The organism is Phyllobacterium sp. TAF24 (assembly GCF_052113785.1).
GTDB lineage: Bacteria > Pseudomonadota > Alphaproteobacteria > Rhizobiales > Rhizobiaceae > Phyllobacterium.
In genome coordinates this window covers 64,387-89,322 of the sequence record NZ_JBFRDN010000018.1, presented here as the reverse complement: position 1 = coordinate 89,322, position 24,936 = coordinate 64,387, and the positions used below count along the sequence as shown (strand labels likewise).

Below are 24,936 nucleotides of genomic sequence, written 5' to 3'. Positions count from 1 at the left end.
GGTCGTTCTTGATGTGGACGTTCCGCCTCGTTTCGGCGGCATCATCGAACACTGGTTCACAATTGCGGTTGGATGCCTGCACATTATGGCAAGTGCCTGAGCGACTCTAGCCCCGTATTGTGTATTACTCGAGCGACAGCTGCCCCTTCCTGCGCCATTGCTTTCGTTAGGGCCAGCTTTCTTTTGGCCCGACAATAAGGCGAAAACTCTCGCGTGGAGAGCAATTATTCGTTCTGCTCAAATGGTGAACTGTCTTTGGACACGCGTTTTTTTGATCGTAACGAACGAATCAAGCTGGCGGCACGAAAAAATAAATTGTTGGTGAGTTGATCTGGCAGGTTCTCGAGCGATCTTGCACTAATCTCCAGGTCTTCTGCAAAGTAGGGTATGTAGGACATTTCAGCGCGTCCTTTTCCCACCTGACCATGGAGGCCACGAATTTGTGCGACGGCCTGAGAAAGCAGTTCGCGTTTGCGATCGATATCTAGTTGGTTTGGGTGCATTGCAGCCTTATCCAGAAATTTGATGATATCGGAATTGTTGACTACCATTTACATCTCGAATCGCCGTCGATTGCTCTAATTCATGGACAACGCGCTACCTAACATAAGCAAGAGGTTTGGAGGCGACCTTTCTTAAGGCAGATCGATAACAAGTGGTCTGAGTAACCTGGTGTTCCCGCCTTCAAATTTAAAACATTGTAGTGTGCAATAAAATATCCTGCTGCAAGCGGTATGCATACTTCCACTTGACAGCGTTCCTTGAATATCATCGTCAGAATTTGGGTCTCGATGCCAACTTTGCTGGCAGATCAAATCATTCTTCGTTCCTACGTGCGTCCTCTATCTTATCGCGGTACCACGCCAATTTGAGCTATTGATTTAAGAACAGCGACGAGTTCGCTCTGCTGGTTGGTTTCCGTCTTGCGGAAAATACGCAGGAGATAGGAGCGGGCCGTTCCATAACTGACACCGAGAAACAGCGCGCAGTCTTGCAGACTCTGTCCGGCTGCAAGCACCCTTGCCAGCCGCACTTCAGCCTCTGTCAATTGATATAGTCTCATCAGAATTTCCCTTGATGGGACAATGGATGCCGCCCCAACTTTGGTAATGACAAGCAGGAGACGCGCTTCGTAGAAGAGATTGCGGGTGGCACCGGAAATCGGGATAACGTGGACCAGTTGACGATCCTCTCCAGACGTAACTGGAATCGTCTTGGCGCGGGGAGCTAATCCCGCACGCATCTCGGCGATGATCTGCTGCAGCTCTTTGTCGGCCCCTGCTTGCGTCAATCGCAGCATACCCCATGCAACCGGGCGTACATTTTCTGAGGTCTGAGCCATCAGCTCGTTCGTCTCAAGCACCTTGCCAGTCAATGAAAGCATGGCCGCAGGCAATCCGAGCGCGTTGAGTGCCGCCATTGTGCCCGTTGCCCGTTGCATCCCCATATTGGCGGAAAGCAAGGCCGCGCGGGCAAGGTGCGGACGAAACATGTCAAGTCTGGCGCCGAGCGCATCAGGATACACGCCATCCCTGAGCCACCGTTCCGATGTAATGGAAACCACTTGCCCAGTTGGCAAATTGATTGTGGCGCCAAGTTGATCGGCAATGTTCTTTGATCTGAGCCTTTCGTTAATTTCGGCCAGATTGGGATAATCCTTGGGAAAATATGATTCACGATTGGTAAAATCGAGGGGGGCGTGACGGCGTGCATATTCTATGAAATTACGTCTTTCCATATCTGATTTTAACCAGAAACCTTCGTCGGGCTGACGAGTGTTATACTCATCCATGAGACCCATGCCTTGACGCTCGTCCAGGATACCTATGCCGGTAGACGCTGATTCACTGGCGACAGTTAGATATCGCAAGACAACGAGCCAGCGGTCGGGGTCAAATGCTGCCTCGTAAATCGCATCTAGAATTTGTTCGATCGGAAACTTTGATACCATCAGAAATGCATCATCCACGTTGCGTAATATTCTGCATAGTCAGACACAATTCGCTTGCACATTCAAAATGTTGCACATCGTCCGCGCACTTAAACCAGTGGAATACTAACACATAATTCAGCCTATCTTCGACGGGTTCGGCTGTCACAAACTTTTATGTCAGTTTTCCGACAGCCATGCCTAACATCGCGCATCGGCAATCAAACACGATACCGAGGGACTAGCAGTTAGCTTCCCGCAAAACTCCCACCATATGGTAGTAAGTTTATGGGCAGCGAAGATGTGTATGTTCAAGCTGTTTGTGGGGTACAATCCGTTGAAGGCGCAAGGATCAAGCACTAACCCACGTGAATATGTAAAATTGGATTGTGCTGGATTGCTTGTAAATGCCGGTCCAATTTGCCTGTAATTGCGGGATCCTGGAACAACTATCGACGTTTGGGATGACCGCGTTCAACATATCAAAAAAGCCGCTAGCGCCGCTTTCATCGCTCCGGGATGATGGAGGTAAAATATTGCTACAGGGACTGGAGATGAGCCAGCTTGTTACCCTCTACTGTCCATTGTTGATGGCACGCAATCCAGCGTCCACTTTCCAGCAGGCGGGCTCGTACAAGCACATGGACCAAATCGCGTCCGGAAACGTGAGCCTGACAGCTGATGCTTGTTCGATCAAGTGAGTGACAGAATGGTGTCAAGCTCTGCTCAATGAACTCACCGGGGCCGGCAAACCATCCATTCCAACGAGTGCTCGAATCCAATGGTTGTATTTCTGCTTCGAAATGGTCGGCAAAAATCTGGTAAGTCGCGGCTGGAATACCTGCGGCCAATGCCTCATATAGCGACTGAACCAATGCGAGGCGCACATCGTAGCCGTACGTATCACTGATCATTCACTTGACCCGTTTCAAGGGCGATACCAGTGGTGTTTGATTGCCTTCAGCAGCAGCTGTCAATTTTGCTCGGATAATGGATTTAAGCTCGATTTCACCAGCTTTTCTCGCCCGGTTTCTCAAGTGCGAAAATTGTAGCCAGAATGCGCGCCGATCCTCATTGGTCTTAATTCCAGCCAACGCTTCAAGCTGTCCGAGAGTTTTGGCCATACGGATTTTTGCCTCCACATAATTCTCGCAAAGCAATTGGATTGCAGCCGCGTTGCGGCTGTTTGAATCCGAATGACACTCATTCCTCTTTACTGGACCGGTTTCGATCACAGTATTTGGAAACTCAGCCCGCATTCTTCAAAGCGCCCCAGTTTGCCACTTCCTGCACGCGCTTGGTCAGGCGTGGATAGTAGGAAAAAATATGAAGGATAAATCCCCAGAAGGAGGGGACCATAGCTTCCTGATCCTGAAATGCTTGAGGATTCATGACCTTGTTTAGTTTGGCACTACCGCAGGCCAACATCTGTAATGCGGTCCGGGCTGCATCAACATCGCGGGCAAGATAATGCCCAACGCGATCGCAGGTTAGTTCCCGTGCCCTAGAATAGGCCTGCCCGAGAAACGGTACGAGATAGGCAGGATAACGCAGGAAACTCGAAAAGTCGTTGAGGTGTCCGGCAACATGGTGACCGAGCTCATGACCAACGACGAACCGGATCTGGTCTCCGTTATCTGCATCGATCAAAGCAGAGGTCAGCCAAATATAACGTTTGCGTCCAACGAGGCGGACAGCGAAAGCATTCATGACACCGTGGGAATTATAGATAAATGTTTCCGGCGCCTCCTTAAGTCCAACAGCTTGCGCTGAAACCTCTATCATCCGATGCAACTGCGGAAACTGGTTCGGGCTGACAAGGACATAATGACCGAGCATGTGAGCCCGGATCAAAGAGCGTACGACAAACGAGGCAAACCAGATAAGTAGTCCCACCGCGAGCATTGGAACGATTGTCAGGATAGAGCCCTTCAGCACCGAGATGGCGATCGCCAGCAGAAGGACGATCCAGATCATCAGGCCCGCCGCGAGCATGATTGTTCCATAGAGTTTTTCTTTTGGATGGCGAAACTTAGCTATTTTGAAATCCATGAAATTCTTCCCGGAATCTATTGATGGGTTGGTTTGCTTGGTCTCGCATTGGACCGGTTCTTTGCGTTGTTGCAGTGCGCTCTGACGGGTATCAGTCCACGGTCGCATGTCATAAATTTTGCGCAGCCGCCGCGATCCATTATTTTTGGGAGCCGATGCTGGTCACTAGGAACCCGTGAATACTCAAGTCGTACAGGTTACGAGCTCGGGATCATTGTCCCAGAGTGGCGCCCCGATCGAACGCCGCTCCAAAACCCTTCAAAGAGATGAGGAATGGAGCACTTTGTCCTTGATGTGATACGGCCATGAGCTTGATGTTTGTTCCCTTGCGCCAGGCTGCGAGCGATTTCGCATCGAGGCTAAGCGGAACCAGACATCCGCCCGGCAGACAGGTTACGAAACCATTCGGCTGCCCGAGGCCGCCATCATCGACCTGCACAGTGACACCGCGACCAAGCGCCAGGCCAAAAGGCAGGGTGAGAGTGCCATTGGCTGCTCCACTTTTTGCAACTGGGTTCAAACGAACATCGAGCAGCCGTTGACCGTTCTGCTGGTTTTGGGTCTGTGACAAAACACAAGCTGGTTTTGCATCGACAGCGATGCAGGAAACCTGCCAGTCTTCAAAGGTTTCAACAATTGAGGAGGCTCCTCCCGGCAAAGGGGAGGCTTGCGTTTCGGCAGTGTTTTGGGCCACGGCGGCGTGTGCAACTCCAACGGCCAGAATTGTTCCTGCCCACATTGTAAACGGTTTCATTAGCAACAATTTCCTCGGTCTGCTTTTGGGTAAGTGCCTCGTACTCAAAAGCCCGACCAGTTTGAAGGTTTACCGGCCGGGCTTTCGATGTTCAGATGAAATTTGTCACCACTTCACCCTGAAGCCAGCGGTACCTTTGAGCGCGTAGCTGTCACCAAAGCTTGTAAGGGAGGTATTGACCGAGCCCTCGCCGTAGATCGAATACTTGTCGCCAGCCCAGCTGTAGGAACCACCGAAACCAACTCCGCCCCAAAGCCGATCATCACGACTGGTGAACTTCGTCCCCGATACATTGACCTTGCTGCCGTCGAGAAATTCGTAATAGAGATTGGCAATGCCGTAGACGTGCGAACGGCTGATCTTGCTGTCCGAACCGTACCAGGAATTCTCCCGGTCAACCGAGATGCCAAGGCGACCTCTCAGGCTGTCGCCATTATCAAGCGAAATACGTGCACCGAACGGATCCGTGAAGCTGTCAAAGTCCACCGAGGAATAGGTGAGCTGTGCCTGCGGTGTCACAGTCCAGCGATTGCCAAGCTCGATCCTCTGGCCGACTTCAGCCGACAGGGCATAGCCAAAACCATTATTGCCTTCAACAGCACTGCGCTTGGCAAGGCTTGATCTCAGATCGCTGTCATACCAGGTGACTTGTGCCTGACCATCAACATAAAAACCGTTTGTGCCATACCAGGTCAGCGTACCGCCAAAGCCATATCCATCCGTGCTGATATCGCCATTGCCTGCTCTTGACATTGTATCCGCCGAAGCATGTCCATAATGCACCGTGATCCCACCGATCAGCTTTCCGGCATCACTCTCGTAGAACTGTCCATCGAGGCCAGCCTGCATCTTGAATGTATCGATGTCATAGTCTGTAGAACTGCTCGATACCTTTGGATTAAACCGGCTGTGCGCTCCTTCAATTCGACCCCAGATACCACGGCCATCCGTATAGACCGATCCGCCTGGAGCCGGTGTTGCCTCGGCAACGCCTGGACCATCACCCTGTTCAATCAGCATATTGCCGGCAGCACTCCAGTAACGGTTACCAACACGCTGCTGCAGTGTCGGCAGACCATTCAGGCTCTGCAGAACCTGCGGATAGGCTTCATAGTCCGGCACAAATGGCTGGGGCCGCGGTTCCGGTTTAGGCTCCGGCTTAGGGTCTGGTTTGGGATCCGGCTTAGGGTCCTTGAACTGCGAACGCAGATACCAGTCGCCGTCTGTTGGTGTCGAGACGCCGTTCTTGTGAAGCGTATAGGCATAGGCACCGCCGACAACGGCCTGTTGATTATCCTGTGTCGTAAAGTCACCAATGAGACTGAATGCTCCACCTGACAAACCGCCTACGTCAATAACCTTGATACCCTCGAGCGTTGGAGCACCCGGACCACCTGCATTCTTCACCTTCAGCAGGCTTGAACCTGACGTGTCGCCATTTACAACAAGACGGTCTGTCGCTGAATTATCACCGCCAAGATAGGTGTCGAGTACAACTGTTCCGCTATTGCCAATATAGTTGCCGGAAATGATCGTCCGGTCGCCCGCAATGCCGTTCTGCATCGTCAACAAGCCCGCATTGCCAAACGTTCCCAGGCCATTGAAAGTCGTGGTAACCGGAGCCGAAGCGCCCTGAGCAGCTGCGATGATCGTACCGCCAGCCTCATTCATTACACTGTTGACGCCCCCGCCAAACTCATTCGTGCCACCAGCCGTGTTCCAGACACCACCGTTTTTGTTAGTGAACACATCATCCGCATCGGCAAGTTTAACCGCGCCAAAAACCAGACCAGTGTTTTTAATGACAGTTGACGTCTGGTTTGCTGGCAGTGGGTCAGTGAACTTTAAGGAAGTAATTGCCAGCGCATCACTCGCACCGGAAATATTCCTGATTATGCCGGCATTGTCGACGTTCACCGATTGAGGGCTTGATGAGTAGAGTGCAACACCACTCACGCCACCCTGCACGATGCTACCCGCATTGACGTCGATATTGGTCAGACCGGCTCCAGTGTTGCCCACATTGTACACACTGATACCGGCATCAGTTCCGGTAATTGCCCCTGACGTCGTTATATCGATCGTCGAGATGTTACCCTGAGCAAAAGCCAGGATTCCGGACGTGAGCAGGGAGCTTGAACCTGCCACTGAAGGGCCGTTCGCCGTCACGTCTTTTTCCGCTATAACATCGATAGTCCCAGTCGTTCCGATGCTCGATCCATTGAGCAAGGTTCCGGCACCTGATTGAGCCTGAATACCGAATAAACCACCAGTCACGGTATTTTTCGCATGGACGATAGTGTCGGCAAAAGAACTTGCGCCAATTCCGACCGACTGCGACCCAGAGGCTTGAACTACGCCACTTGTTATCACCGACGTGTTTCCGGTTCCACCGTTTTGAGCGATGATCCCGCCATTAACACCAGTCACGTTGCCGTTGGAGACAACTCTCACATTTCCTTCTGTATCCAAATCCAGTCCGGCATCAATGCCGACGCCTTGAGAAGACGTGACGGCTGCATTGGTTGTTACAGAAACATCGCCAGTTATCGATTTGCTTAATGCTCTGATCCCATTCGCAGTTGCGTTGACATCACCTTTGGTAATGATCGCCAGATTGCCTGTATTTTTGCCGTTGGTCGCCTGAATGCCATAGCCCGCCACATCTCCTGTGCCGTTGGCTGATGACGCCGAAACGGCTGCAGTTGTTATTTGCGTATCGCCAGAGCCCTCGTTCAGAACTCCAATACCCATCCCTGCACTCGCCGAAACTGCTCCGGCTGCATTGACATTAACTGGTCCGCTGCCCTCATTGACAACAAAGATACCGGCCGTCCCACCGTTCACCACGCCATTGGAATTAACAGTTAGGCTCTTTGATGAAGGGCCGGCGGCGGCAAAAATTCCGGAGTCGATCTGGATGGAATTGACGGGTGGATTCGAGCCAGAGGGAATGCTGTGAGTTGTCCCGGTTGACGTAACAGTTCCATTGGTCGTGACCGACGTAACACCGGTGCCTTGATTGTTGGCAAAAACACCATAATGGCCACCTGAAACATTATTAACGTCAACAATCAGGTCCGTAGCGGTAGTTTCGTTCCCAGTCAGGATACCGTATTCCTGACCTGTCACAATTCCTGTGTCTGTGAGCAATGTCTTGCCTGTGCCAGAATTTGCGGCCGCTATACCGGCATAGCTACCAATGGCATTTGCAGCGTTGACAGTCAGGTCGGTGGCGCGAGGCCCATTTTGTGCATATATCCCGACACCGCCAACAGTGGTCGCCGTTACATCGCCTTTCGCCAGGACGGTCGTAGCACTCGTTCCATTGCTGTTATTGACATACAGTCCCGCCGAGCCACCCGTGACAGCCTGATCCGCTTCAACCGATAGGGTAGTCCCATTGCTATTGAGCGCATAGATACCTTCGCCTGTCGTTGCGGTCACTGTGCCGGATGCCTTGACCGAAATCGGTCCAAACCCATAATTAATTGCGGTGATGCCGGAATTTGTACCCGATACATTGCCTTTCGCATCAACTGCGAGGCCGGTCGTGTTGGCGATACCAAGAGACTGCCATCTACCATTCTGATCGACAGTGATTGAACCATTAACCGCAAGGATTCCGTTCCCGGAGGTAGCCGTCACGTTTCCTTTCGTTAACACCGAGGTATCACCAGTACCTGTATTGACGGCGACAACGCCTCCCTTGGCCGATTGTACATTACCATCTATTTCAACCTTCAGCGAGGTGCCGTAGGCGGGGCTGCCAAACGATGCGGCCTGAACCCCTGAGATATTGGAGCTGGCGTCGAATGTTATTGCACCGTTGGCGGCCACAACTCCGTAACCGCTGCCTGATGTCACATTGCCAGTAGCCGTGACACTGTGCGCACCATTGCCCTTGTGTTCCGAAACGATACCAAATTTACTGCCGGTAACATCTGCAGCTTCAATCGTTAGGTTAGACGCTGCCGTACCGTTTGCTGCATTGATTCCAGTGCCACCAGTCGCAATAACCGGACCTGAAGCGACAATGCTGGTGCTACCTTTGCCCTGATTCAGAGCAGAGATGCCCCTTAATGCGCCTATAACAGAAGCTGAATGGATAGTAAGGTCCGTTGCAGTGGCTCCATTGATAGCATCAATCCCGAATGTATTCGAACCTGTCACTGTCCCGGTGGCAGTGACGGACGTTGCGCCCGTGCCATAATTCTGCGCCTGGATACCATACTGTGTACTTGCCACACTCGCCGCGTTGACCGTTAGGTTCGTCGCTGTACTTGCGTTTTGAGCGGAAATGCCCATATAACCGGCGTCCACAGATCCCTTAGCGTCAACGAGCGTCGCCCCAGTACCATTGTTATTGGTGGAGATACCAAAGCCGCCGCCGCTTGGACTATTGCCCTTCACCGTGTTGGTTGTCGTGACGGTAATGTCGGTTGCCGTATTGGCGTTGAAGACGCTTATGCCTGCACCATTAATGGCGGAAATCAATCCGGTGGTATTAATAACTGCTGCGCCATTGCCAGAATTATTGACAATAACGCCGTTGATGCCGCTGATGGCCCCGTCTGTTTGAACGGTCACGGAATTGGGTAAAGTGCCGCCGCCTCTAGCAAAGACTGACAGACCACCCACGCCCTGAGCCGTAATAGATGACTTAAGTGAAGAGGCATTATTGTCGATATAGCTTAGCGAACCAAAACCTTGAATAGCGAGTCCATGGCTGCCAGAGAATCCCGGATCAACGCTGAAGCCAGGCGTCGTTGTGACGGAGGCGTTGTTTGCATTTACGGTCTGTGTACTGGCATTAGTTCCCGAGCATGTAAAATTGCTTCCACCAGAAGAAATGCAAGCAGCCTCAGCGCTTGGTGCCAGAACTACAAAAGGCGAGACACCAGCAGCCAGGATTGTCGTTGCAAGCATGTGCCGCAAAATTGGTTGTATGGATTTGATCCGAAATGTCTCTCGCACCGGATTTGAATAGTGAATGGTCATCACAGTCATGTGTTCAGAGTCCCTAAAGCAGCATGGGTTTCTGTGTGTTGCCGCCATTTGAAATGCATGCCTTATTACCTATCCTTAGGTTCAGGCTGGAAATCAAATATCCAAAGATTTTGGATCCCGACAACAATTTAAACCCACAGACGAATTAATTATCTTGCGCACCATATACCTAACAACGCTATCGTCAGCACCTGCCAAATGGCATCAATAATCCACAGCACCCATCTACTCGGGAGAATGGAACAATCCAGATCAAATTTGAGGAACATGGCGATGGCCATTTGGAAGCATTGCTCCCGAAACAACCATCGACACTCCATAGACTTACACCTTATGAGGTTGTGACTTTTTCCAAGTACAACTGGTCGATCAGCTTCTTTAGTGCATCTGCTTGGGTTGCACCTTCCGCCGCTTTCCTAGTTTGCCTGCAAATAGCTATCCATCGGTCTTGAGTGGTACGTTTGTAATAACAAGAGATCAATCCTGCTGACATACCAACTCAGTCCTTCCCGAGAAGCGCCTTCCAGATGATGGCACCAATCACGGCACCAACAAGTGGAGCAACCCAGAACAGCCAAAGCTGACTGAGTGCGGCTGTCTGAGCAAACAAGGCAACGCCAGTGGAACGGGCCGGATTGACAGAGGTGTTCGTTACCGGGATCGACACGAGATGGATCAGGGTCAGTCCCAGACCAATCGCGATTGGCGCAAAGCCTGCCGGAACCGACGATGACGTTGCTCCAAGTATGATGATGATGAAGAAGGCAGTGAAGACAACTTCTGCAACAAGAGCAGCGGTCAGTCCGAAGCCACCTGGAGAAAGCTCACCATAGCCGTTGGAAGCAAAACCTTTGACACCGGCGAAATCCGCCTTGCCCGAGGCAATCAGATAGAGCACAGCCGCAGCGGCAATAGCGCCGATTACCTGTGCTATCCAGTAAGGGATAAGATCCTTGAAGTCGAACCGTCCCGCTACGGCAAGGCCAAGCGAAACAGCAGGATTGAAGTGGCCGCCGGAAATTCCGCCGACCGCATAAGCCATGGTTAGAACCGTAAGACCAAACGCAAAGGAAACACCAAGCAAACCGATACCGACGCCAGGAAACGCAGCGGCGAGCACGGCACTGCCGCAACCGCCAAGGACGAGCCAGAATGTACCGAAGAATTCGGCTGACAGTTTATTGAGCATGGAAACCCCTATTCCAGTAATGTGCCTGATCACCTGGGCACGTGTGAATGCAATGAAGAGCGAATAAACACCAGAATCATTTGGCTGGACCCAGGCTGCGTCTTAGGTGGGGCTATCCAACGAAAGCTTATGCCGATCTACTATCAATTGGCAGGTAGGTTTGATTAAAGCTGTAAACATGATCAAGCTTTTGAAGCGACGCGTTCTCGCAAAATCCACGAATATGGGTGCGATCATCTTTTGATGAGTCCAATTTGCTGGGAAGTCTCGCTCGAGAATGCACGGCTCTCTATCTCACAAGATTGTTGATCGAGCGTAAGCGTTTCGCGCGGGTTCTGTCGCATGCTCCCGTTGTATGGTTGCCTCAGCGACCTGCTTTGGAAATACATCCGGTACTGCCATTTGGAAATTGTCGACAGCACACTGGTTGCCTATCTCGAGGGGGCAAATGATCCTGTTGAGAGCCGCCATGCCCAAAACCTGCAGCAATACCAGCATTGCCAATCTGGATAGACCTGAAGGTCCTGTGGTGACCGCTGAGGAGTTCCTTAACGGGTCCAGAGAGGCAAGAGGATTGACTGGTGAACACCTCTCCGCATGGTGTCCTCTTTGCAGCGCCCCTCTTGTGCTTGCAAACAAGCATAGCTACCGCACCATGGAATTACATTTCCGGCACGATCACCGTTTGCTGTGAGGTGGCAACGTGCTTCAACACATGTCAATTGGATATGGCTCGAATTCGGCCTCTGATTGAATAAAGTGCAACAAGGAAGATCCTGCCTCTGTCACTTTCATCCAGATGTACCTCATTGCGAAATCATACATGATCATCCCAATCAAGGAGTTCATTGGGCGAAATTTCAAGTGTAAGGCACAGAGAAATGAATAGCTCCAACGATGGGCGGTGCGTGCCGCTATGATAATATTCCACAGATGCCAGTGATATGCCCGCCAACTGCGCAAGCCGTGATAGAGTCAATCCTCGCTGATGTCTTGCCATTTTTAAGCGCTCGCTAAATCTTTGGGCAATATCTTTCGACTTCAAGTGATTAGTGACCAAAGAACGCTTATTTGTATGCATATTGAAGATCACCATCGAGCCCATTTTCATAGGCTTTAAGATGCTTCAGTGAGGCTTGATACTGCCAATTGACACGGCCCCAGAAGTTTTCCGATTCATCCTTCAGCAGGCGCCAGACCTAGTAAAATTTTAGACGTGCAGAACGATCATCTTCGTATTTGACGGCGGTTTTTGCCTGAAGATGCATTCGATTCACGTACCGGTGTTCGGCTTGTGAAGTTCGATTGCCATAACTGTGCCCTTCGATTCCAGCCACCGCACCGTTGTCATTCAAAACGGCAATGGCAAGGTCAAGCGCATCGGCCAATTCATAAAGACGGCATTATTTCAGCTGGTCGCGCAGCGTTTCCGTTACCACCTTGTCCAGGGATTGAGTGTCATTCTCCTTGCGAGGCTGTGTGGTTGCCTGGTCGGCCAAGTAGATGTCGCGCTCCTTGATGAGTTCAGTCATGGCAATCTCGAGCTTTCCCCGCTTCTGCGATTGCTGGTCGAGAAAAACCTGCTTCTCGTCTATGGATTTGCCACGCAGGTTTTCCGGCAGATCGAAGTCCTTGATGAGGTCGAGTTTCCGCACTCCATTCTTCACGTCGGCCACAAGATCGCCGCCGCCGGTAATGGCCTCTTTCGAGCCACCCTTTTTTGAATAGTAACGGGAATTGTCGACTTGCACGGAGGCAGGCGCCTTAGCTTTTGTTTCCAGCTTCGTGCGTAGCTCAGCCTGTTTCAAGCTGCTGCCATAGGGAATGATTGTCTTGTCAATCATTTGTTGGAGAACAAGAATATCGTGATCAAGGGGCGTTTCGATGACAGTGACACGACCGCCATCCTGTGGAATGGTAAAGTAATGTCCTTGGCCCATCTGCGCAATCTTCTGCCAGAGTTTGGCCGTGTCAGGATTTTCACCTACTTGCACAGTGTTGAATGTAATCTTTTCATCCTGCGCCCGTTTCAACACTTGCGGGTAAGGCGGGTCATTGGGATCATCCGTTTGGAACGGTGCGTCGCCGACAAGAAAAGCGATGCGCTTCGCATTTTTTCCTTTGGTCCATTCCAGTTCTTGCACAGATCTATCAAGCGCTTGATTGAAGGATTTCGGCCGCTCACGGTCGCCAAACTTGACTAGTTTACTGTAGAGGCCTTGTACATCTTCAGTCATATCAACAGAGTTAATTTCATAACTTCCCGCACCCCAATCGCGATACGTGATAAGTGCTATTCGGATGTCTGCCTCTGGATTGATGTCGATGATCGTATTGACAATCGACCAGATCTTTCGCTTGGCGCCATCAATCAGATCAGACATGGAGCCATTCACGTCGAGCACAAAGGCTACTTCGATCCGCTGGCTCTTGCTGCCGTCCACCGTAGACTCAGCAAGAGCCGGCATGGCAAAGGCAGCCATGAAAAAGACGACTGCAAGTCTGGACAGAATAGATCTTGGCATACGATTCATCATTTCCTCAAGTCCCGTTAAGGTACCATCACTTTCAGATACGGGCTTAGTTGATGGCGGCTTCACGCAGGATAGCGGCGCAAAGGGAATTCTATTACGGAGCTGCCAATTTGGACGCTATTGCCATTTGGCAGCTTGGCGCTGTTTTTCACGATCTTAGACGAGGACACTTGACTAACATCGCAGTGACAAAATCGACCGATGTAATGATAATCATGACTGCTTATAACGATGAGACCCGCTCGGTCAGCGTCTTGGCAGCAGCGTCTAGTTTGTCCCGGGCCTTATTGAGCGTAAGATTGAGCTTGTCGAGTGCTTTCTCCTGATCGACCATCTTCTGTGAATATAATCTGGCAAGATTTGAGCCTTGCGGTGCTGAATTCAGGTTCTCGCGTATACGCTCTTGATCTGTAGTGATGCCCTCACGTTGATCTTCAAGGCGCGTGACTTCAGCTTGCGCTTCATCGCTAATTCGTGCCGCGTCCATAACGGGAGCCAAGCGCGCTTTGGTTTCGGCATCCAATTCCGGCGCAGCCATCAGTGCTCGAATCCGTTCGCTTGATAAGCTCCCGATTTCGATTGCGTCTATTACCTGACGCTCCATCACCACTTTAAACTGCTTCGAAATTCCCGCATTGATATCCAAGCGTAAACGGTAGACCGGACCGGCGATGGTGGCGCTGTCCGCCTTGGGTTCGACCAATTGCCAATCAGTTTCGCGTGGCTGTTCGATCACAAGATGCCGCAGCTCGGACGCCCCATTCTTAATAATGTAGGTCGTGGTTTGCCGCAAACGACTTTCTATATGAAGAGCACCGCGGATAGCCTTGAAGCTGGTAATAGCTGAGGTCGAATCATGTTGACTATCAACGATCACCTTTTGATCGGAACCGAAACCTATCAACCGAAAATCATCCTTGGGTAGGAGCGGAAACTGGGCCTCTCCAGAAAATAAAGGTCCTGCTTCTGTCATTTCATAAATTGTGGCTGAACCAGCAGGCAAAGAGGTTGGACCATTGTTCTTTATGGTCATGGCTGACCAGGGATTCCGCGAGATACCTTGGTACCAGGTTACGGCTTGCGATGGCAGCTGGATATCAACGAAAGGGATCGTCAAGCTCTCACCTGATCCGGCACTCACTGTTTGGGAAAGAATGAAACTGGCGCCCGCAGCATTTTCCTCAGAGTCATTTCCTGATTTCTGCGGTTGCGAGAAATCTCCTTTTCTTGCTTCTGTAGAACTGGCTTTCTCGTCATATTGACGTGCACTTTGCAATGATGGTGCATCAGTAGTCGATGACGCAATGGCCTTGTTCAGTTCGAGTTGAGGTGCAGTTTCGCGTAATTGCGAGACATTCTGTCCCATAGCATTTTGACCTGGATCAACACGCGGGAGTGCGACGCGGCTTACCGGTGGCGCTATCTCGGGGCGGGAAACATAATAGGGATCGTACAGGGCCTGCCGGAATGTAACGGGAGAAGCAGAAGATAAGGTTACAGCCACATCCTTCCAGGGATTGCCCGTCATGTTTTCTAAAACCACCCAGCCTTGCAGTTTTGCACTGTCTTCGCCGGGCTTGGGAAGGGTCAGTCGATACGCGGCCTTCCAAACGGGCGCTTCGGTCACGTATCCGACACGCACCGTGCGCTTTCCGCCTTCAGCGAGCTGAATGGTGATGTCTCGACTGGAGCGGTCCTGTGCCGTATGCAATGCCTTGAGCGCAGTTTCGACTTGTTGCGCCATGCGCGCATCCTTAAACTCAAGCCCTTCGGCTTCCTCCAGTATGAATTGCTCAATGGTACTACCTGAGAACACCGCAACCCTGGTGCGCATGCTAATCTCTGCGACTTTGGCGGTAGGCATTTCCATTTGAATGCTGAGGATGCGGCCCTCAAGCTTGCGCGGACCGGCAAGCTTGATCTCAGCGCCTTTTAGGGCCGATATCAGTGCTGGCATGGAAACGAGGTCTGTGCTGGTGAAGGGGAGCGATGCAAAAGTCTCCTCTGCACCCGTCTTACCCGGCAGGGTCGCCGAGCCGGCACCTGCAGGATCCAGAATCAGCATGCTTTTTAGGATGTCGTCGACTTGATCAAGCCGTGCCCGCAAGGTCAACTTTTCCTTTCCGGTCACTTCGGCACTATACTCAAAATACCCCATGCCTCCCGTACCAAGGACAGCGCGCTTGAGAACAAGCTCGGCTGCCTCTGTTGTACCTGTAAATGTGATGAGATTCATAACAACAAACAGAGTTCGGAAAAGCATATTTGACCTACAGGATTGAGCTACATTGGATACAAGCAGTCGAACCAGACATTTTGCGTCTCTAATTCTTTTTAACGAAACTGATGGAATAGATGTTGCCCGGAACTGCTTGGCGTCTGGATGATCGCCAAGGGTTGGAAATTTAGCGCATCTGTGCATTTCAACACTCCGTTCTTAAGGCATACACCATTATGACAGATCTGATCCTACTCGTTTGCAACCTCGCTCCCTGTTTGCACGACGGAACTGGTGTTCTTGATTGGCTGATGGCGCAAAAGATATGAACCAATGCACCATGCAACGCCGAGAGCGCCAAATATAAGCACGATCAGAATGACGAAATCAGAAGCTGTCAGCGGATGGTAGTTTGTAGGGCGGCGCAAAATGTACTCCAAAAAGGTCTTGAGCAGATTCATGAATGTTGGCCATCGAAATTCTGTCTGTCCGTAAGAATGCCCTGCCCGAACACCATGTATTTTTACCCTCCAGGCTGTGACAAAGGCCACTCGCAATGAAGCGGAGGAAGCAGGACCACTCCCTCCGCTCATTTTGCTCAAACCGGTGTGTAGAAGGACGGTGAGCAAAACAATAGAAATGAACCGCCGGGTTTCGCGTTTGTGGGTTTACTCATCGAAGGGTATCCGAGGCAACCGGCGGTCCGATACGGGACGGTGGCTCGGCAATAGATCGTACAGCTAAGAGCTTGGTACTCCCGTATCGTGTCGGTAACAGCGCTATTTGGCAGAAAGTCTCGCGACGGATATTCTTGGTGGGCGCCTATCCGATGCAGCCCGATAATCTGGCAAGGCAAATAAACAGAACAATCCAGAAGCATACTCCAAACACAGACATGGCGTACCACAGCACTGCCAAAGCAAAGCGCTGGAAATCACTCGCCCACAGCGGACTGCTGAAAACAATGGGCGGATGTTTGCCAACTTTGGCTAGTCCATGCATGGTGACCTCTTAACTCATTGTTGTATTGCGCGCTATAATCTGAGGTATCGAGATAGGTGGCCGTCTCCAACCACCATTTGGCAGCAAGCTAATAAAAATCTCGAATATTCTGTAAAAACCGTTGAACGATGGAGTTCTGTTCGTGTAGTTGGCAGTTGCTCAATCGGCGGTCTGCCGATTCTACCACGGCGAGACAGGCAAATGTTGGGTTGGAAATTTCTCCCAACTATGGCTTCAAAGCTACTGTAGGATCTTGCAGGCGCTATAATTGTTCGCGCCAGTATTCAGATAACCCAATCCAACAGAACCACGCCCGGCAATGGCAAAAACATCGTTGGCTAAAGCGCAAAATGGGTATGAAGAACAACTATCTGTTATACGCCACCGCGAGCCCGACTGCGCATACGCTAAAGATTCGAGTGAAGTTCTGCCTGGGCTAGCACAGCTAGCCGCACATTGGTCTTACTGGACACAGCGGTTGTCACCGAGAGATAGAGCTAGACAATTGTTTTGAGTAACCCAATGAGTTCTCCTTGTCTGGAGGTGCCCGTCTTTATGAAAACACGAAGCAGATAGGACCTTGCAGTACCAAATTGTATCGAACATTTTGCAGCGCTGTCACGCAGAGATAGACCAGACGCTAAAGCTATGGCCAGCCGCGCCTCCGCCGGTGTCAAATCAAACATCTGCTTGATGGTACCAAATTCAGGCACGCGTTGGCTGTTGGTAACCGGTGTGACAAGCACCATTTTGTATGATGATGCGAAAATATCACGGGCAACACCCTGCAACGGGATGATGTTTATTACAGCGGCTGGTGTTTCCAGATTGGGAGGTAAAACGATCTGGGTACTTGTTTGGCTTTGCTCTGAGAGTGCTTTGTTGAATTCTGCCCTCTTCGTCTCATCGCCAGCGAGCACCACCCGTTCCTTAGGCAAGCTTATGAACATATCAGCGACCTGTTGGAATTCGCTATTGCAATGAAGCATCCTATTACCAATGCCAATCAATGCCGCCGGGATACCAACCGTCGCCAATACCTCCACAGTGCCTTTCGCCTGTTCAAAGTAAAGGCGTGAGGCAAACAGTGCTGAGATTGCAAACGTATCACTGACTGGTTTTAATGAATTCGCGAACGCGAGGGAAAATTCCTCTCCCCCGGTTCTTCTTGCAACCTCGAGCGATATGATTTCACCATTAAACAGCTCCACGAACGTTGCGAGTTCTGGGCCGACACCGTGTGCATCAACGAGTGCAATTCGTTCATCAATATCCGGGAGATCGCTAAAGCTATCCGTGGATCCGGGGATAAAGCCATTTCCGATCATGTTTTTCGTGCGCAGATAATTGAATAACGTCCGGGTCAACTTGGCAGGCTGATCCCAAAATTCCATAGTTCGAGCTTCGATTTTGGATGTGCCGGTAAAACCGCGTTGGTGCGGCCAATATATGCCAACACCACCAGACGCCGCTGTTGTGAACGATGTCAATGTGTCAATTGCCTCTACCCAGCGTTCCGGCACAAAGGCGGCCTCATTAAGCTTGGCATTGATGGCATCGAAAAACTGCATAAAATTGCTCACAGGATCAATGAATTATCGGTGATAGTATATTCATGTGACTGGTAGAACAACGGAACACTAAATCAATAAAATGACGATCCACGCGACATGATCGCAATGCAGGAATACACGCATTCACCAAACTTCGTCCAAATAATTGCTCTTGAATTTGGATGGAGAAGCTGATGTCAACCTATAAAGATATGTGGGGCATCCACATTGGAATTATTCATCCCTATGTTAATGCTGAATAAAGACAGGCATTTGCCCCACAATTCCATACGGACTTTTACTTCGTTGTGTATCCACCGTTGATGAGAATGGTTTGCCCTGTGATCCACCAGCCATCAGTGACAAGGAAACGGATAAAGGGAACAATATCCTGAATATCCGTGAGGCCTGTCTTCGTGAATGCGGAAAGTGCTGCAGCCGTTTTGTGATATGCGACAGCATCGGCCCCTTCAGCAGGATAGAAGAAAGGGGTATCCATCGGGCCGGGCCCGATAGCGCTGACGGATATGCCGCGTTCGCCATATTCTTTTGAGGCTGCACGGGTGAAATGCTCGATCGGCGCCTTGGCCCCAGCATAGGCTGCGTAGAACGGTGTGAAGGCGCCCAGCAGCGAGGTCACCAGCGTGACCAGCTTACCATTATCGCTGAGGTGTTTACCCGCTTCCTTGATGAAAAAGAAGGCCGCCTTGGAGTTGATAGCGAACATCTCATCATATTCTGCCTCGGTGATCTCAGTGAAAGGCTTCTTCAAGACCTTGCCGGTTGTGTTGATTGCAATGTCGATGGCACCAAATTTTGCCTTTGTATCTTCGAAGAGTTTTTCAACGGCTGCTGCAGTCGTCAAATCGCGCTGAAAGCTTATGGCATCGGCACCTGCGGCCTTGACCGCCGCAACGGTCTCGTCAGCTGCGGCCTGCGTCGCCGCACTGTTATAGTGAATGGCGATAGCCTTTGCACCTTGTGCCGCCAGATCGCGGGCGATCAGCCCACCGAGATTTTTGGCACCGCCACCGATAAGCACGGTCTTTCCCTTGATCCTGTGATCAACCATTTGTCTTCTCCGTCGCAAAATGCGAGCAAGTGCTCGCTGTGGTGAGACCAGACGCTAAGTCTCGTCTTTCACCTGCACTATGGTTCGGCTATCGCGGTTTAATAAAGATGCCAATTGGCAGTATCTCTGCTGCTTCGACCTCAGTACTTCTCCTTAAAATCTCATTCCATGCTTCTGTAAGCACTCGCCGTTTGTAAAGCTGCTCCAAAAGTCGAAGGCAGCCCCTGCCGTGGTAGTGCCAATTAGGGGGAAATTCATGATGTTGAGATTCACGGCTGATGGTGACCTTTGGTCTTGTGACAGGACGCAGGTCGCCAAATTGAATCGATCTTTAGGAATACGCATCGGATGCTAAAAAATAATGCTCTTACACGCTCCCTCATTTTGTCTGGGATAGGTGTCTTGGTAATAATTGCAGGGGTCTATTTTCAGGCACTTACCGGTTATTCCTCAAAATCCGAAACGCAGCAATGCGAACAATTGGTGCAGGAATTTTACGGTGACAGCGATGATGTCAAGACGACAGTACTGCCAAGGTGTCGTGAACCGGGCATGGTCGCTGTGATCGTTGCAAAAGCCAATGATGCCTCTGCAGTAGAGGCTGCTCAAGCAGTATCAGCCGCAAACAAGACTAACCTCAGCCATAATAGACTCAGCTATTATTTGTTGGGAATTGGAATCGTTGCCACGGCAATCGGTGTGACTAGCATCGTGCAGGCAATGCGCATCTCTTGAGTTAAACCATTGATATTACTAGTATTCCTTGGCCAATAAGCCTGGTCCACCCTACCCTCGCAATCAATCTTCCTCCATTGAAACTGATTCCATGATGCAAAACACGATTTCCCGCCGCGGTTTCCTAACTGCATTGACCGCAACAGCCGCCGCAGGCCTTGCCGGATGTGCCGCCATTCCGGATATGCCGGTGATTCAGGTGGGCGACAATGGCAGGCCGCTTGCGCCGCAKGCTGTTGTCGATCCTGCCTTTGGTTCCTATGATGCCATGTATGCGGCGCGCGAGGATGGCGGCTATCAGCTGCCCGCGATACCAATTAAGAAAATGGACAAGCGCTATCTGCGTCAGGTTGTGCAGGATCCGACCGGCGAACTGCCTGGCACCCTCGTCGTCGATACCCAGAACAAATTCCTCTATCTGGTGCGCGAAGGCGGTCAGGCGATGCGTTACGGCGTCGGTATCGGCCGCGAAGGTTTTGCCTGGTCGGGACGCGCGGTCATCCAGTGGAAGCGCCATTGGCCGACCTGGACTCCGCCGGATGAGATGGTTGCCCGTCAGCCGGAGTTGGTGAAGTATAGTGCCCGTAACGGTGGCATGCAGCCAGGCCTGACCAATCCGCTCGGTGCCCGCGCCCTTTACATCTTCCAGAATGGCCAGGACACCCTCTACCGCCTGCACGGCTCGCCGGAATGGGGATCCATTGGCAAGGCCGTATCGTCCGGCTGCGTCCGTCTGATCAACCAGGACATTATCGATCTCTATGATCGCGTGCCTAACAAGACGCCGATCCTCGTGATGTAGAACTTGATAGAAGACGTTCGTTCATTCACGGCCATCAACATAGGCTAGTATGGATAAATAACAGGTGAGAAATGAAATCATTTGACTCAAATAAAGTTACCGATATCACAACGCGGTTCAAAGGCGCGGCTTTGGTTTTGGTTGGTGGCACGTTGCTTTTTTTCGCGATAGAAAACTATATCAAAGTAACGAATGCTACCATTGGCACCTATATCCGTATACCCCGGATATTGGAGTGGAGTTATGACAAATTAGGCTTTTTGCCTTCCGTGGCGCTCCATGCAATTCTTGCTGTAGCTATCATACTATTTGGTCTACGTATGCTCGTAAAAGGAAAGCCACAGTTGTCATAACATAGGTGTCTACTCCATGATAATCAGCACAAAAGACGCGGAGAAGTCGAGATTCGCGCGATAGGTTATTCGACAACCCTCTGCGCGGGATTCCGTACTCTTCAGCAAATTTCTCTAGCTATATCTTTCTAAAGGAATGCTTGAACAAGATTGATGCGGCGCGCGAGGATGGCGGCTATCAGCTGTCGGACGGCAGTTAATCAGGGTCTTCCTCACTTTGTGTGGTGACCTCGTCAATCGAGCCGTAACATGCATTCTCCGGGCCAATTTTGCCATAAAGCACACACTTGATCGTCTACAATCGGCCGATCTGATCTCCACATGGCCGCTACTTCTCGGGAATTCCCCTCGGCCCGCACGGCGTCGAGCGTTTCGACCACAGCAAATTCCACCGTCACACAAAGTGAGGAAGACCCTGATTAACTGCCGTCCGACAAGCCAATGTACAAGACGCGTTAGGGGTGGCTATGATTGCCGACGCGTATAGGTGCCAGTCAATATGACGCTACGGGAATTGCGATGGTGGATTCCAGATTACCACGAGTTGGGAAAGTGTTCTTCTGTTTTGATTTGGGCTGCGGGCCAGTCGATATGGCCCGTGTGAACTGAGTGCGAAATCTCCAGACGTGAAGCTCGACGAGTTGCAGCTGCGTAATCATCGAATAGGGGTTCAGATGGATATAACATCAAAGTTTGTATTGATAATGAGGCAGATTTCAATTTCTATTCTTGTGGTACTACTGTTCATACACTCGTCCTGGGCAAGCGGTTTCAAACCGGCAATTATCTACGATGTTGGAGGAAAATTCGACAAATCATATAGCGAGGCTGCCTATGCTGGCGCCGAGAAGTTCAAAATCCAAACTGGGATTGCTTATCGTAGTTTCGAAATTCAAAATACGGACCAACGTGAACAGTCTCTGCGTAAATTTTCAATTGACGGAAATAATCCAATTGTAGTTGCTGGCATCGGGTGGGCGAAGGCGTTAGAAACAGTCGCCGATGAATTTCCGGATGTGCATTTCATGATCATTGATGTCCCCATTGAACGGTCAAATGTAAAATCGGTGACTTTCAATGAGCAAGAAGGGGCTTACATTGTTGGCATGCTAGCCGCTATGGCCTCCAAATCAAAAAGGGTCGGCTTCATTGGTGGAATGGATGTACCTCAGATTCGTAGATTCGGCTGTGGTTACGTTGGCGGAGCAAAGATGGCCGGGGCAATAGACGTCATTTATAACATGACTGGCGATACGCCAGCAGCATGGAGCGATCCGGCCAGAGGTGGCGAAATAGCAAAGTCACAGATGGATCAAGGTGCAGATGTTATATTTGCAGCGGCGGCAGGTACGGGAATTGGTGCGTTGCAGGCAGCAGCAGACAGAGGAAAATTTGGAATTGGTGTTGACTCAAACCAGAACGGCCTACACCCCGGTCATATATTGACGTCAATGGTTAAGCGTGTCGATGTGGCAGTGTACGACGCATTTATTGAGGGAATGAATGGAGAGTTCACCGCTGGCAAAAGCAATCTAGGCTTAAAGGAGGGTGGTGTCGATTATGCGCTCGATGATAACAACAAAGCTCTCATAACCGAGGAAATAAAAGCAAAGGTCGAGAAAGCCAAAACTGATATTATTTCCGGCGCGCTTCACGTGCATGACTATTTATCAGATAATATGTGCCCGTATTAATAGGTGATTGTTGGCTTCCACCCGGAACTGAGCCGGTGGAAGCGTATGGCCCGCCCTGTTTGCAAGGCCCTACCGGCCCGAAGCTGCGAAAACGGCCAACTCGGAGAACAGAACCAGAATAGGTGGCAAAAGAGTGTTGAATCTGCCGTCCTTAGCCTGTTGGTTGGCACTTAATCTGGGTCTTCCTCACTTTGTGTGGTTAACAGATCGTTAGCAGTGACGACGCTATGGGCTGGCATGCGAACGAAATCGAAATGGTCGCCCGGTCCGGGCATTAAAGTGCAAAGTGTCGTCTACAACGACGAAGGTGATTGGGTTGTGTCCGCTTGCGGGCCAACATCTGGCATATGCCCAGATTGCCGACATCAGAGCAGAAGTCGCCACGGCTGGTCGTACCGCAGTCTTCAGGACCTGCCGATCCAAGGTAATGAAGTGACGGTAAGGCTTCAAATGAGCCGCTGGCGTTGCACATATCGGCAGTGCAGACGGCAAACGTTTACTGACCGGGTCCCATCGGTTGCCTCTCCCTATGCCCGCAGGACAACCAGGGTCGCCGAAATAGTGGGCCTGCTCGGTCACAGTACAGGCGGGCGGCCAGGAGAACGCTTGATGGAGCGGCTCGGAATGCCAATCAGCGACGACACCATCCTTCGGCACTTGAAACGCAATGCTTCACGGGTCCACGACCAACCCTCGGCTCGGATCGTCGGTATCGATGACTGGAGTTGGAGGAAATCGTGGCGCTACGGCACGATCATTGTCGATCTCGAACGCCGAGAGGTCATGGACATTCTCGAAGACCGGAGCGTGGTAAGTGTTGCACGATGGTTGAAGCAGCACCCGTCTATTGAGGTCGTCAGCCGAGATCGATGCGGAGTTTACGCGCAGGCCGCTCGTCAAGGTGCGCCGCAAGCGTCTCAGGTGGCGGATCGCTTTCATCTCATGCAAAATCTGCGTCTCGCCATTGAGGAACAGATAAGCCTCTCCGGCCGCGCTACAGGCAGGGCACTGCTGCCTGACGCGGACATCGAGATTGATCATGACGATCGAGTTCCGTGTAACCAACTCCCTGAGACGCCGTGGCGCAATCAGCTTCGCCGGGCACATCGGCAATCCCGGAAGGATGTGTTCGAGACGGTGCATGCATTGAGCAAAGAAGGTCTTTCGTGCTCGGAAATTGCACGTCGTACAGGATATGGCCGCCGCAGCATCACGAAATGGCTGACGTTCGAAACTCCACCCGATCGACGCAGGGGCGCGCTGCAGCCGACGTCTCCTCTCTATTTCGAAGCGTTCCTCACCCAGTGTTGGAAGGATGGCAACCGCCGTGGGCGGCACCTGTTTCACGACATCAAGCACCGCGGATATACCGGCAGCTTCTCCAATCTTGAACGCCTCCTGGCAGCCTGGCGCCGCGCCGAGAAGCCGGAAAAGGATAACGGAAATGCGGCGTCGGCTCGGATTGAGCTCACCGACAGAACATACGACAATGTGCCTGTGCGCGATCCGCAAACCGGCCATTTGATCTCACCCGTTGTCGCCGCTACTCTTTGCATAAAGCCGCGCGGCGCGCTGACCATCAATCAAGCACGGAAAGTGGATGCCCTGAAGCAGTGGTCACGAACGTTTGCTGTTTTGCGCAGCTTTTCCATGCGATTTCGCGGCATATTCCGTGGCCGAGCGTCGACGAAACTCGCACAATGGATCGACGATGCCATTCATTCTGGCCTCGCCTTCTTGGCCCGTTTTGCCCGCGTTCTTCGCCGGGATATCGACGCCGTCTGTAACGCCATTGACCTGCCCTGGAGCAACGGTCAGGCAGAAGGTCAGATCAACCGACTGACGATTAAGCGTGCAATGTATGGCCGAGCGGGCTCAGAGCTTCTCAGAGCGCGGATGATGCCAATCAAATCGGCCGATCTCCTATAGCGCGGTGATCTGGACGAAAGGGCTCATCCTGATTGTCGCCCCGCAAATCTCCACACAAAGTGAGGAAGACCCGTTAATCATAAGAATCGGCGTCCAATGATCTCAATAT

The 24,936-nt window shown here is 51.3% G+C and carries 19 protein-coding genes; 5 read left to right on the top strand and 14 right to left on the bottom strand.

Annotated features, from left to right (window positions below; translation table 11 throughout):
• Nucleotides 1-224 precede the first annotated feature (224 nt).
• The 14 genes from AB4Y96_RS16280 to AB4Y96_RS16215 form a co-directional block, all read right to left on the bottom strand.
• Nucleotides 225-551, bottom strand: a complete 327-nt coding sequence (locus tag AB4Y96_RS16280; protein WP_441918485.1) for a hypothetical protein — start codon at nucleotides 549-551, stop codon at nucleotides 225-227.
• 296 nt (nucleotides 552-847) lie between these two features.
• Nucleotides 848-1,969, bottom strand: coding sequence for a helix-turn-helix transcriptional regulator (locus AB4Y96_RS16275; protein ID WP_441918484.1), 1,122 nt, complete (start codon nucleotides 1,967-1,969; stop codon nucleotides 848-850).
• 500 nt (nucleotides 1,970-2,469) lie between these two features.
• Complete coding sequence (locus AB4Y96_RS16270) at nucleotides 2,470-2,844, bottom strand: hypothetical protein (RefSeq protein WP_441918483.1); 375 nt, start codon at nucleotides 2,842-2,844, stop codon at nucleotides 2,470-2,472.
• Nucleotides 2,845-3,189 carry a hypothetical protein gene (locus AB4Y96_RS16265; RefSeq protein WP_441918482.1) on the bottom strand — a complete coding sequence of 115 codons (345 nt, stop codon included), beginning with the start codon at nucleotides 3,187-3,189 and terminating at the stop codon, nucleotides 2,845-2,847.
• Nucleotides 3,179-3,982: a M48 family metallopeptidase gene (locus AB4Y96_RS16260; protein ID WP_441918481.1), complete on the bottom strand. Its 804-nt coding sequence runs from the start codon at nucleotides 3,980-3,982 to the stop codon at nucleotides 3,179-3,181. The genes AB4Y96_RS16265 and AB4Y96_RS16260 overlap by 11 nt, the downstream gene beginning before the upstream one ends.
• Before the next feature lie 211 nt (nucleotides 3,983-4,193).
• Complete coding sequence (locus AB4Y96_RS16255; RefSeq protein ID WP_441918480.1) at nucleotides 4,194-4,736, bottom strand: invasion associated locus B family protein; 543 nt, start codon at nucleotides 4,734-4,736, stop codon at nucleotides 4,194-4,196.
• Nucleotides 4,737-4,841: 105 nt separating this feature from the next.
• Nucleotides 4,842-9,326 (bottom strand): autotransporter outer membrane beta-barrel domain-containing protein, encoded by a 4,485-nt coding sequence (locus AB4Y96_RS16250; RefSeq protein ID WP_441918479.1) that lies wholly within the window; start codon nucleotides 9,324-9,326, stop codon nucleotides 4,842-4,844.
• A gap of 919 nt (nucleotides 9,327-10,245) precedes the next feature.
• A complete protein-coding gene (aqpZ, locus tag AB4Y96_RS16245) occupies nucleotides 10,246-10,935 on the bottom strand; it encodes an aquaporin Z (protein ID WP_441918478.1) in 690 nt (229 codons plus the stop codon).
• An 817-nt stretch (nucleotides 10,936-11,752) separates the two neighbouring features.
• Nucleotides 11,753-12,016: a helix-turn-helix domain-containing protein gene (locus AB4Y96_RS16240; protein WP_441918509.1), complete on the bottom strand. Its 264-nt coding sequence runs from the start codon at nucleotides 12,014-12,016 to the stop codon at nucleotides 11,753-11,755.
• A 322-nt stretch (nucleotides 12,017-12,338) separates the two neighbouring features.
• Nucleotides 12,339-13,472 carry a vWA domain-containing protein gene (locus tag AB4Y96_RS16235; protein ID WP_441918477.1) on the bottom strand — a complete coding sequence of 378 codons (1,134 nt, stop codon included), beginning with the start codon at nucleotides 13,470-13,472 and terminating at the stop codon, nucleotides 12,339-12,341.
• 220 nt (nucleotides 13,473-13,692) lie between these two features.
• Nucleotides 13,693-15,732, bottom strand: a complete 2,040-nt coding sequence (locus AB4Y96_RS16230; protein WP_441918476.1) for a DUF4139 domain-containing protein — start codon at nucleotides 15,730-15,732, stop codon at nucleotides 13,693-13,695.
• A gap of 206 nt (nucleotides 15,733-15,938) precedes the next feature.
• Nucleotides 15,939-16,115 carry a hypothetical protein gene (locus AB4Y96_RS16225; RefSeq protein WP_441918475.1) on the bottom strand — a complete coding sequence of 59 codons (177 nt, stop codon included), beginning with the start codon at nucleotides 16,113-16,115 and terminating at the stop codon, nucleotides 15,939-15,941.
• A 1,071-nt stretch (nucleotides 16,116-17,186) separates the two neighbouring features.
• Nucleotides 17,187-18,260 carry a helix-turn-helix transcriptional regulator gene (locus AB4Y96_RS16220; RefSeq protein WP_441918474.1) on the bottom strand — a complete coding sequence of 358 codons (1,074 nt, stop codon included), beginning with the start codon at nucleotides 18,258-18,260 and terminating at the stop codon, nucleotides 17,187-17,189.
• 280 nt (nucleotides 18,261-18,540) lie between these two features.
• Nucleotides 18,541-19,314 (bottom strand): SDR family oxidoreductase, encoded by a 774-nt coding sequence (locus AB4Y96_RS16215; RefSeq protein ID WP_441918473.1) that lies wholly within the window; start codon nucleotides 19,312-19,314, stop codon nucleotides 18,541-18,543.
• Between the two features lie 402 nt (nucleotides 19,315-19,716).
• On the opposite strand from AB4Y96_RS16215, the gene AB4Y96_RS16210 reads away from it, so the two are divergent.
• The 5 genes from AB4Y96_RS16210 (at nucleotide 19,717) to AB4Y96_RS16190 (ending at nucleotide 24,827) form a co-directional block, all read left to right on the top strand.
• Nucleotides 19,717-20,049 (top strand): hypothetical protein, encoded by a 333-nt coding sequence (locus AB4Y96_RS16210; RefSeq protein ID WP_441918472.1) that lies wholly within the window; start codon nucleotides 19,717-19,719, stop codon nucleotides 20,047-20,049.
• A gap of 94 nt (nucleotides 20,050-20,143) precedes the next feature.
• Nucleotides 20,144-20,851, top strand: a complete 708-nt coding sequence (locus AB4Y96_RS16205) for a L,D-transpeptidase (protein ID WP_441918508.1) — start codon at nucleotides 20,144-20,146, stop codon at nucleotides 20,849-20,851.
• 71 nt (nucleotides 20,852-20,922) lie between these two features.
• Nucleotides 20,923-21,204, top strand: coding sequence for a hypothetical protein (locus tag AB4Y96_RS16200; RefSeq protein ID WP_441918471.1), 282 nt, complete (start codon nucleotides 20,923-20,925; stop codon nucleotides 21,202-21,204).
• Between the two features lie 704 nt (nucleotides 21,205-21,908).
• Nucleotides 21,909-22,898, top strand: a complete 990-nt coding sequence (locus AB4Y96_RS16195) for a BMP family lipoprotein (RefSeq protein ID WP_441918507.1) — start codon at nucleotides 21,909-21,911, stop codon at nucleotides 22,896-22,898.
• 237 nt (nucleotides 22,899-23,135) lie between these two features.
• Nucleotides 23,136-24,827 carry an ISL3 family transposase gene (locus AB4Y96_RS16190; protein ID WP_441918470.1) on the top strand — a complete coding sequence of 564 codons (1,692 nt, stop codon included), beginning with the start codon at nucleotides 23,136-23,138 and terminating at the stop codon, nucleotides 24,825-24,827.
• The last annotated feature ends 109 nt before the right edge of the window (nucleotides 24,828-24,936 follow it).

What these genes read in the sequence shown, in the direction of transcription:
- AB4Y96_RS16200 (WP_441918471.1), top strand. Translation starts at nt 20,923, where the DNA reads ATGAAATCATTTGACTCAAATAAAGTTACCGATATCACAACGCGGTTC.
- aqpZ (WP_441918478.1), bottom strand. Translation starts at nt 10,935, where the DNA reads ATGCTCAATAAACTGTCAGCCGAATTCTTCGGTACATTCTGGCTCGTC.
- AB4Y96_RS16260 (WP_441918481.1), bottom strand. Translation starts at nt 3,982, where the DNA reads ATGGATTTCAAAATAGCTAAGTTTCGCCATCCAAAAGAAAAACTCTAT.
- AB4Y96_RS16195 (WP_441918507.1), top strand. Translation starts at nt 21,909, where the DNA reads ATGAGGCAGATTTCAATTTCTATTCTTGTGGTACTACTGTTCATACAC.
- AB4Y96_RS16270 (WP_441918483.1), bottom strand. Translation starts at nt 2,844, where the DNA reads ATGATCAGTGATACGTACGGCTACGATGTGCGCCTCGCATTGGTTCAG.
- AB4Y96_RS16280 (WP_441918485.1), bottom strand. Translation starts at nt 551, where the DNA reads ATGGTAGTCAACAATTCCGATATCATCAAATTTCTGGATAAGGCTGCA.
- AB4Y96_RS16190 (WP_441918470.1), top strand. Translation starts at nt 23,136, where the DNA reads ATGCGAACGAAATCGAAATGGTCGCCCGGTCCGGGCATTAAAGTGCAA.
- AB4Y96_RS16240 (WP_441918509.1), bottom strand. Translation starts at nt 12,016, where the DNA reads ATGCATACAAATAAGCGTTCTTTGGTCACTAATCACTTGAAGTCGAAA.
- AB4Y96_RS16220 (WP_441918474.1), bottom strand. Translation starts at nt 18,260, where the DNA reads ATGCAGTTTTTCGATGCCATCAATGCCAAGCTTAATGAGGCCGCCTTT.
- AB4Y96_RS16235 (WP_441918477.1), bottom strand. Translation starts at nt 13,472, where the DNA reads ATGATGAATCGTATGCCAAGATCTATTCTGTCCAGACTTGCAGTCGTC.
- AB4Y96_RS16255 (WP_441918480.1), bottom strand. Translation starts at nt 4,736, where the DNA reads ATGAAACCGTTTACAATGTGGGCAGGAACAATTCTGGCCGTTGGAGTT.
- AB4Y96_RS16215 (WP_441918473.1), bottom strand. Translation starts at nt 19,314, where the DNA reads ATGGTTGATCACAGGATCAAGGGAAAGACCGTGCTTATCGGTGGCGGT.
- AB4Y96_RS16230 (WP_441918476.1), bottom strand. Translation starts at nt 15,732, where the DNA reads ATGCTTTTCCGAACTCTGTTTGTTGTTATGAATCTCATCACATTTACA.
- AB4Y96_RS16265 (WP_441918482.1), bottom strand. Translation starts at nt 3,189, where the DNA reads ATGCGGGCTGAGTTTCCAAATACTGTGATCGAAACCGGTCCAGTAAAG.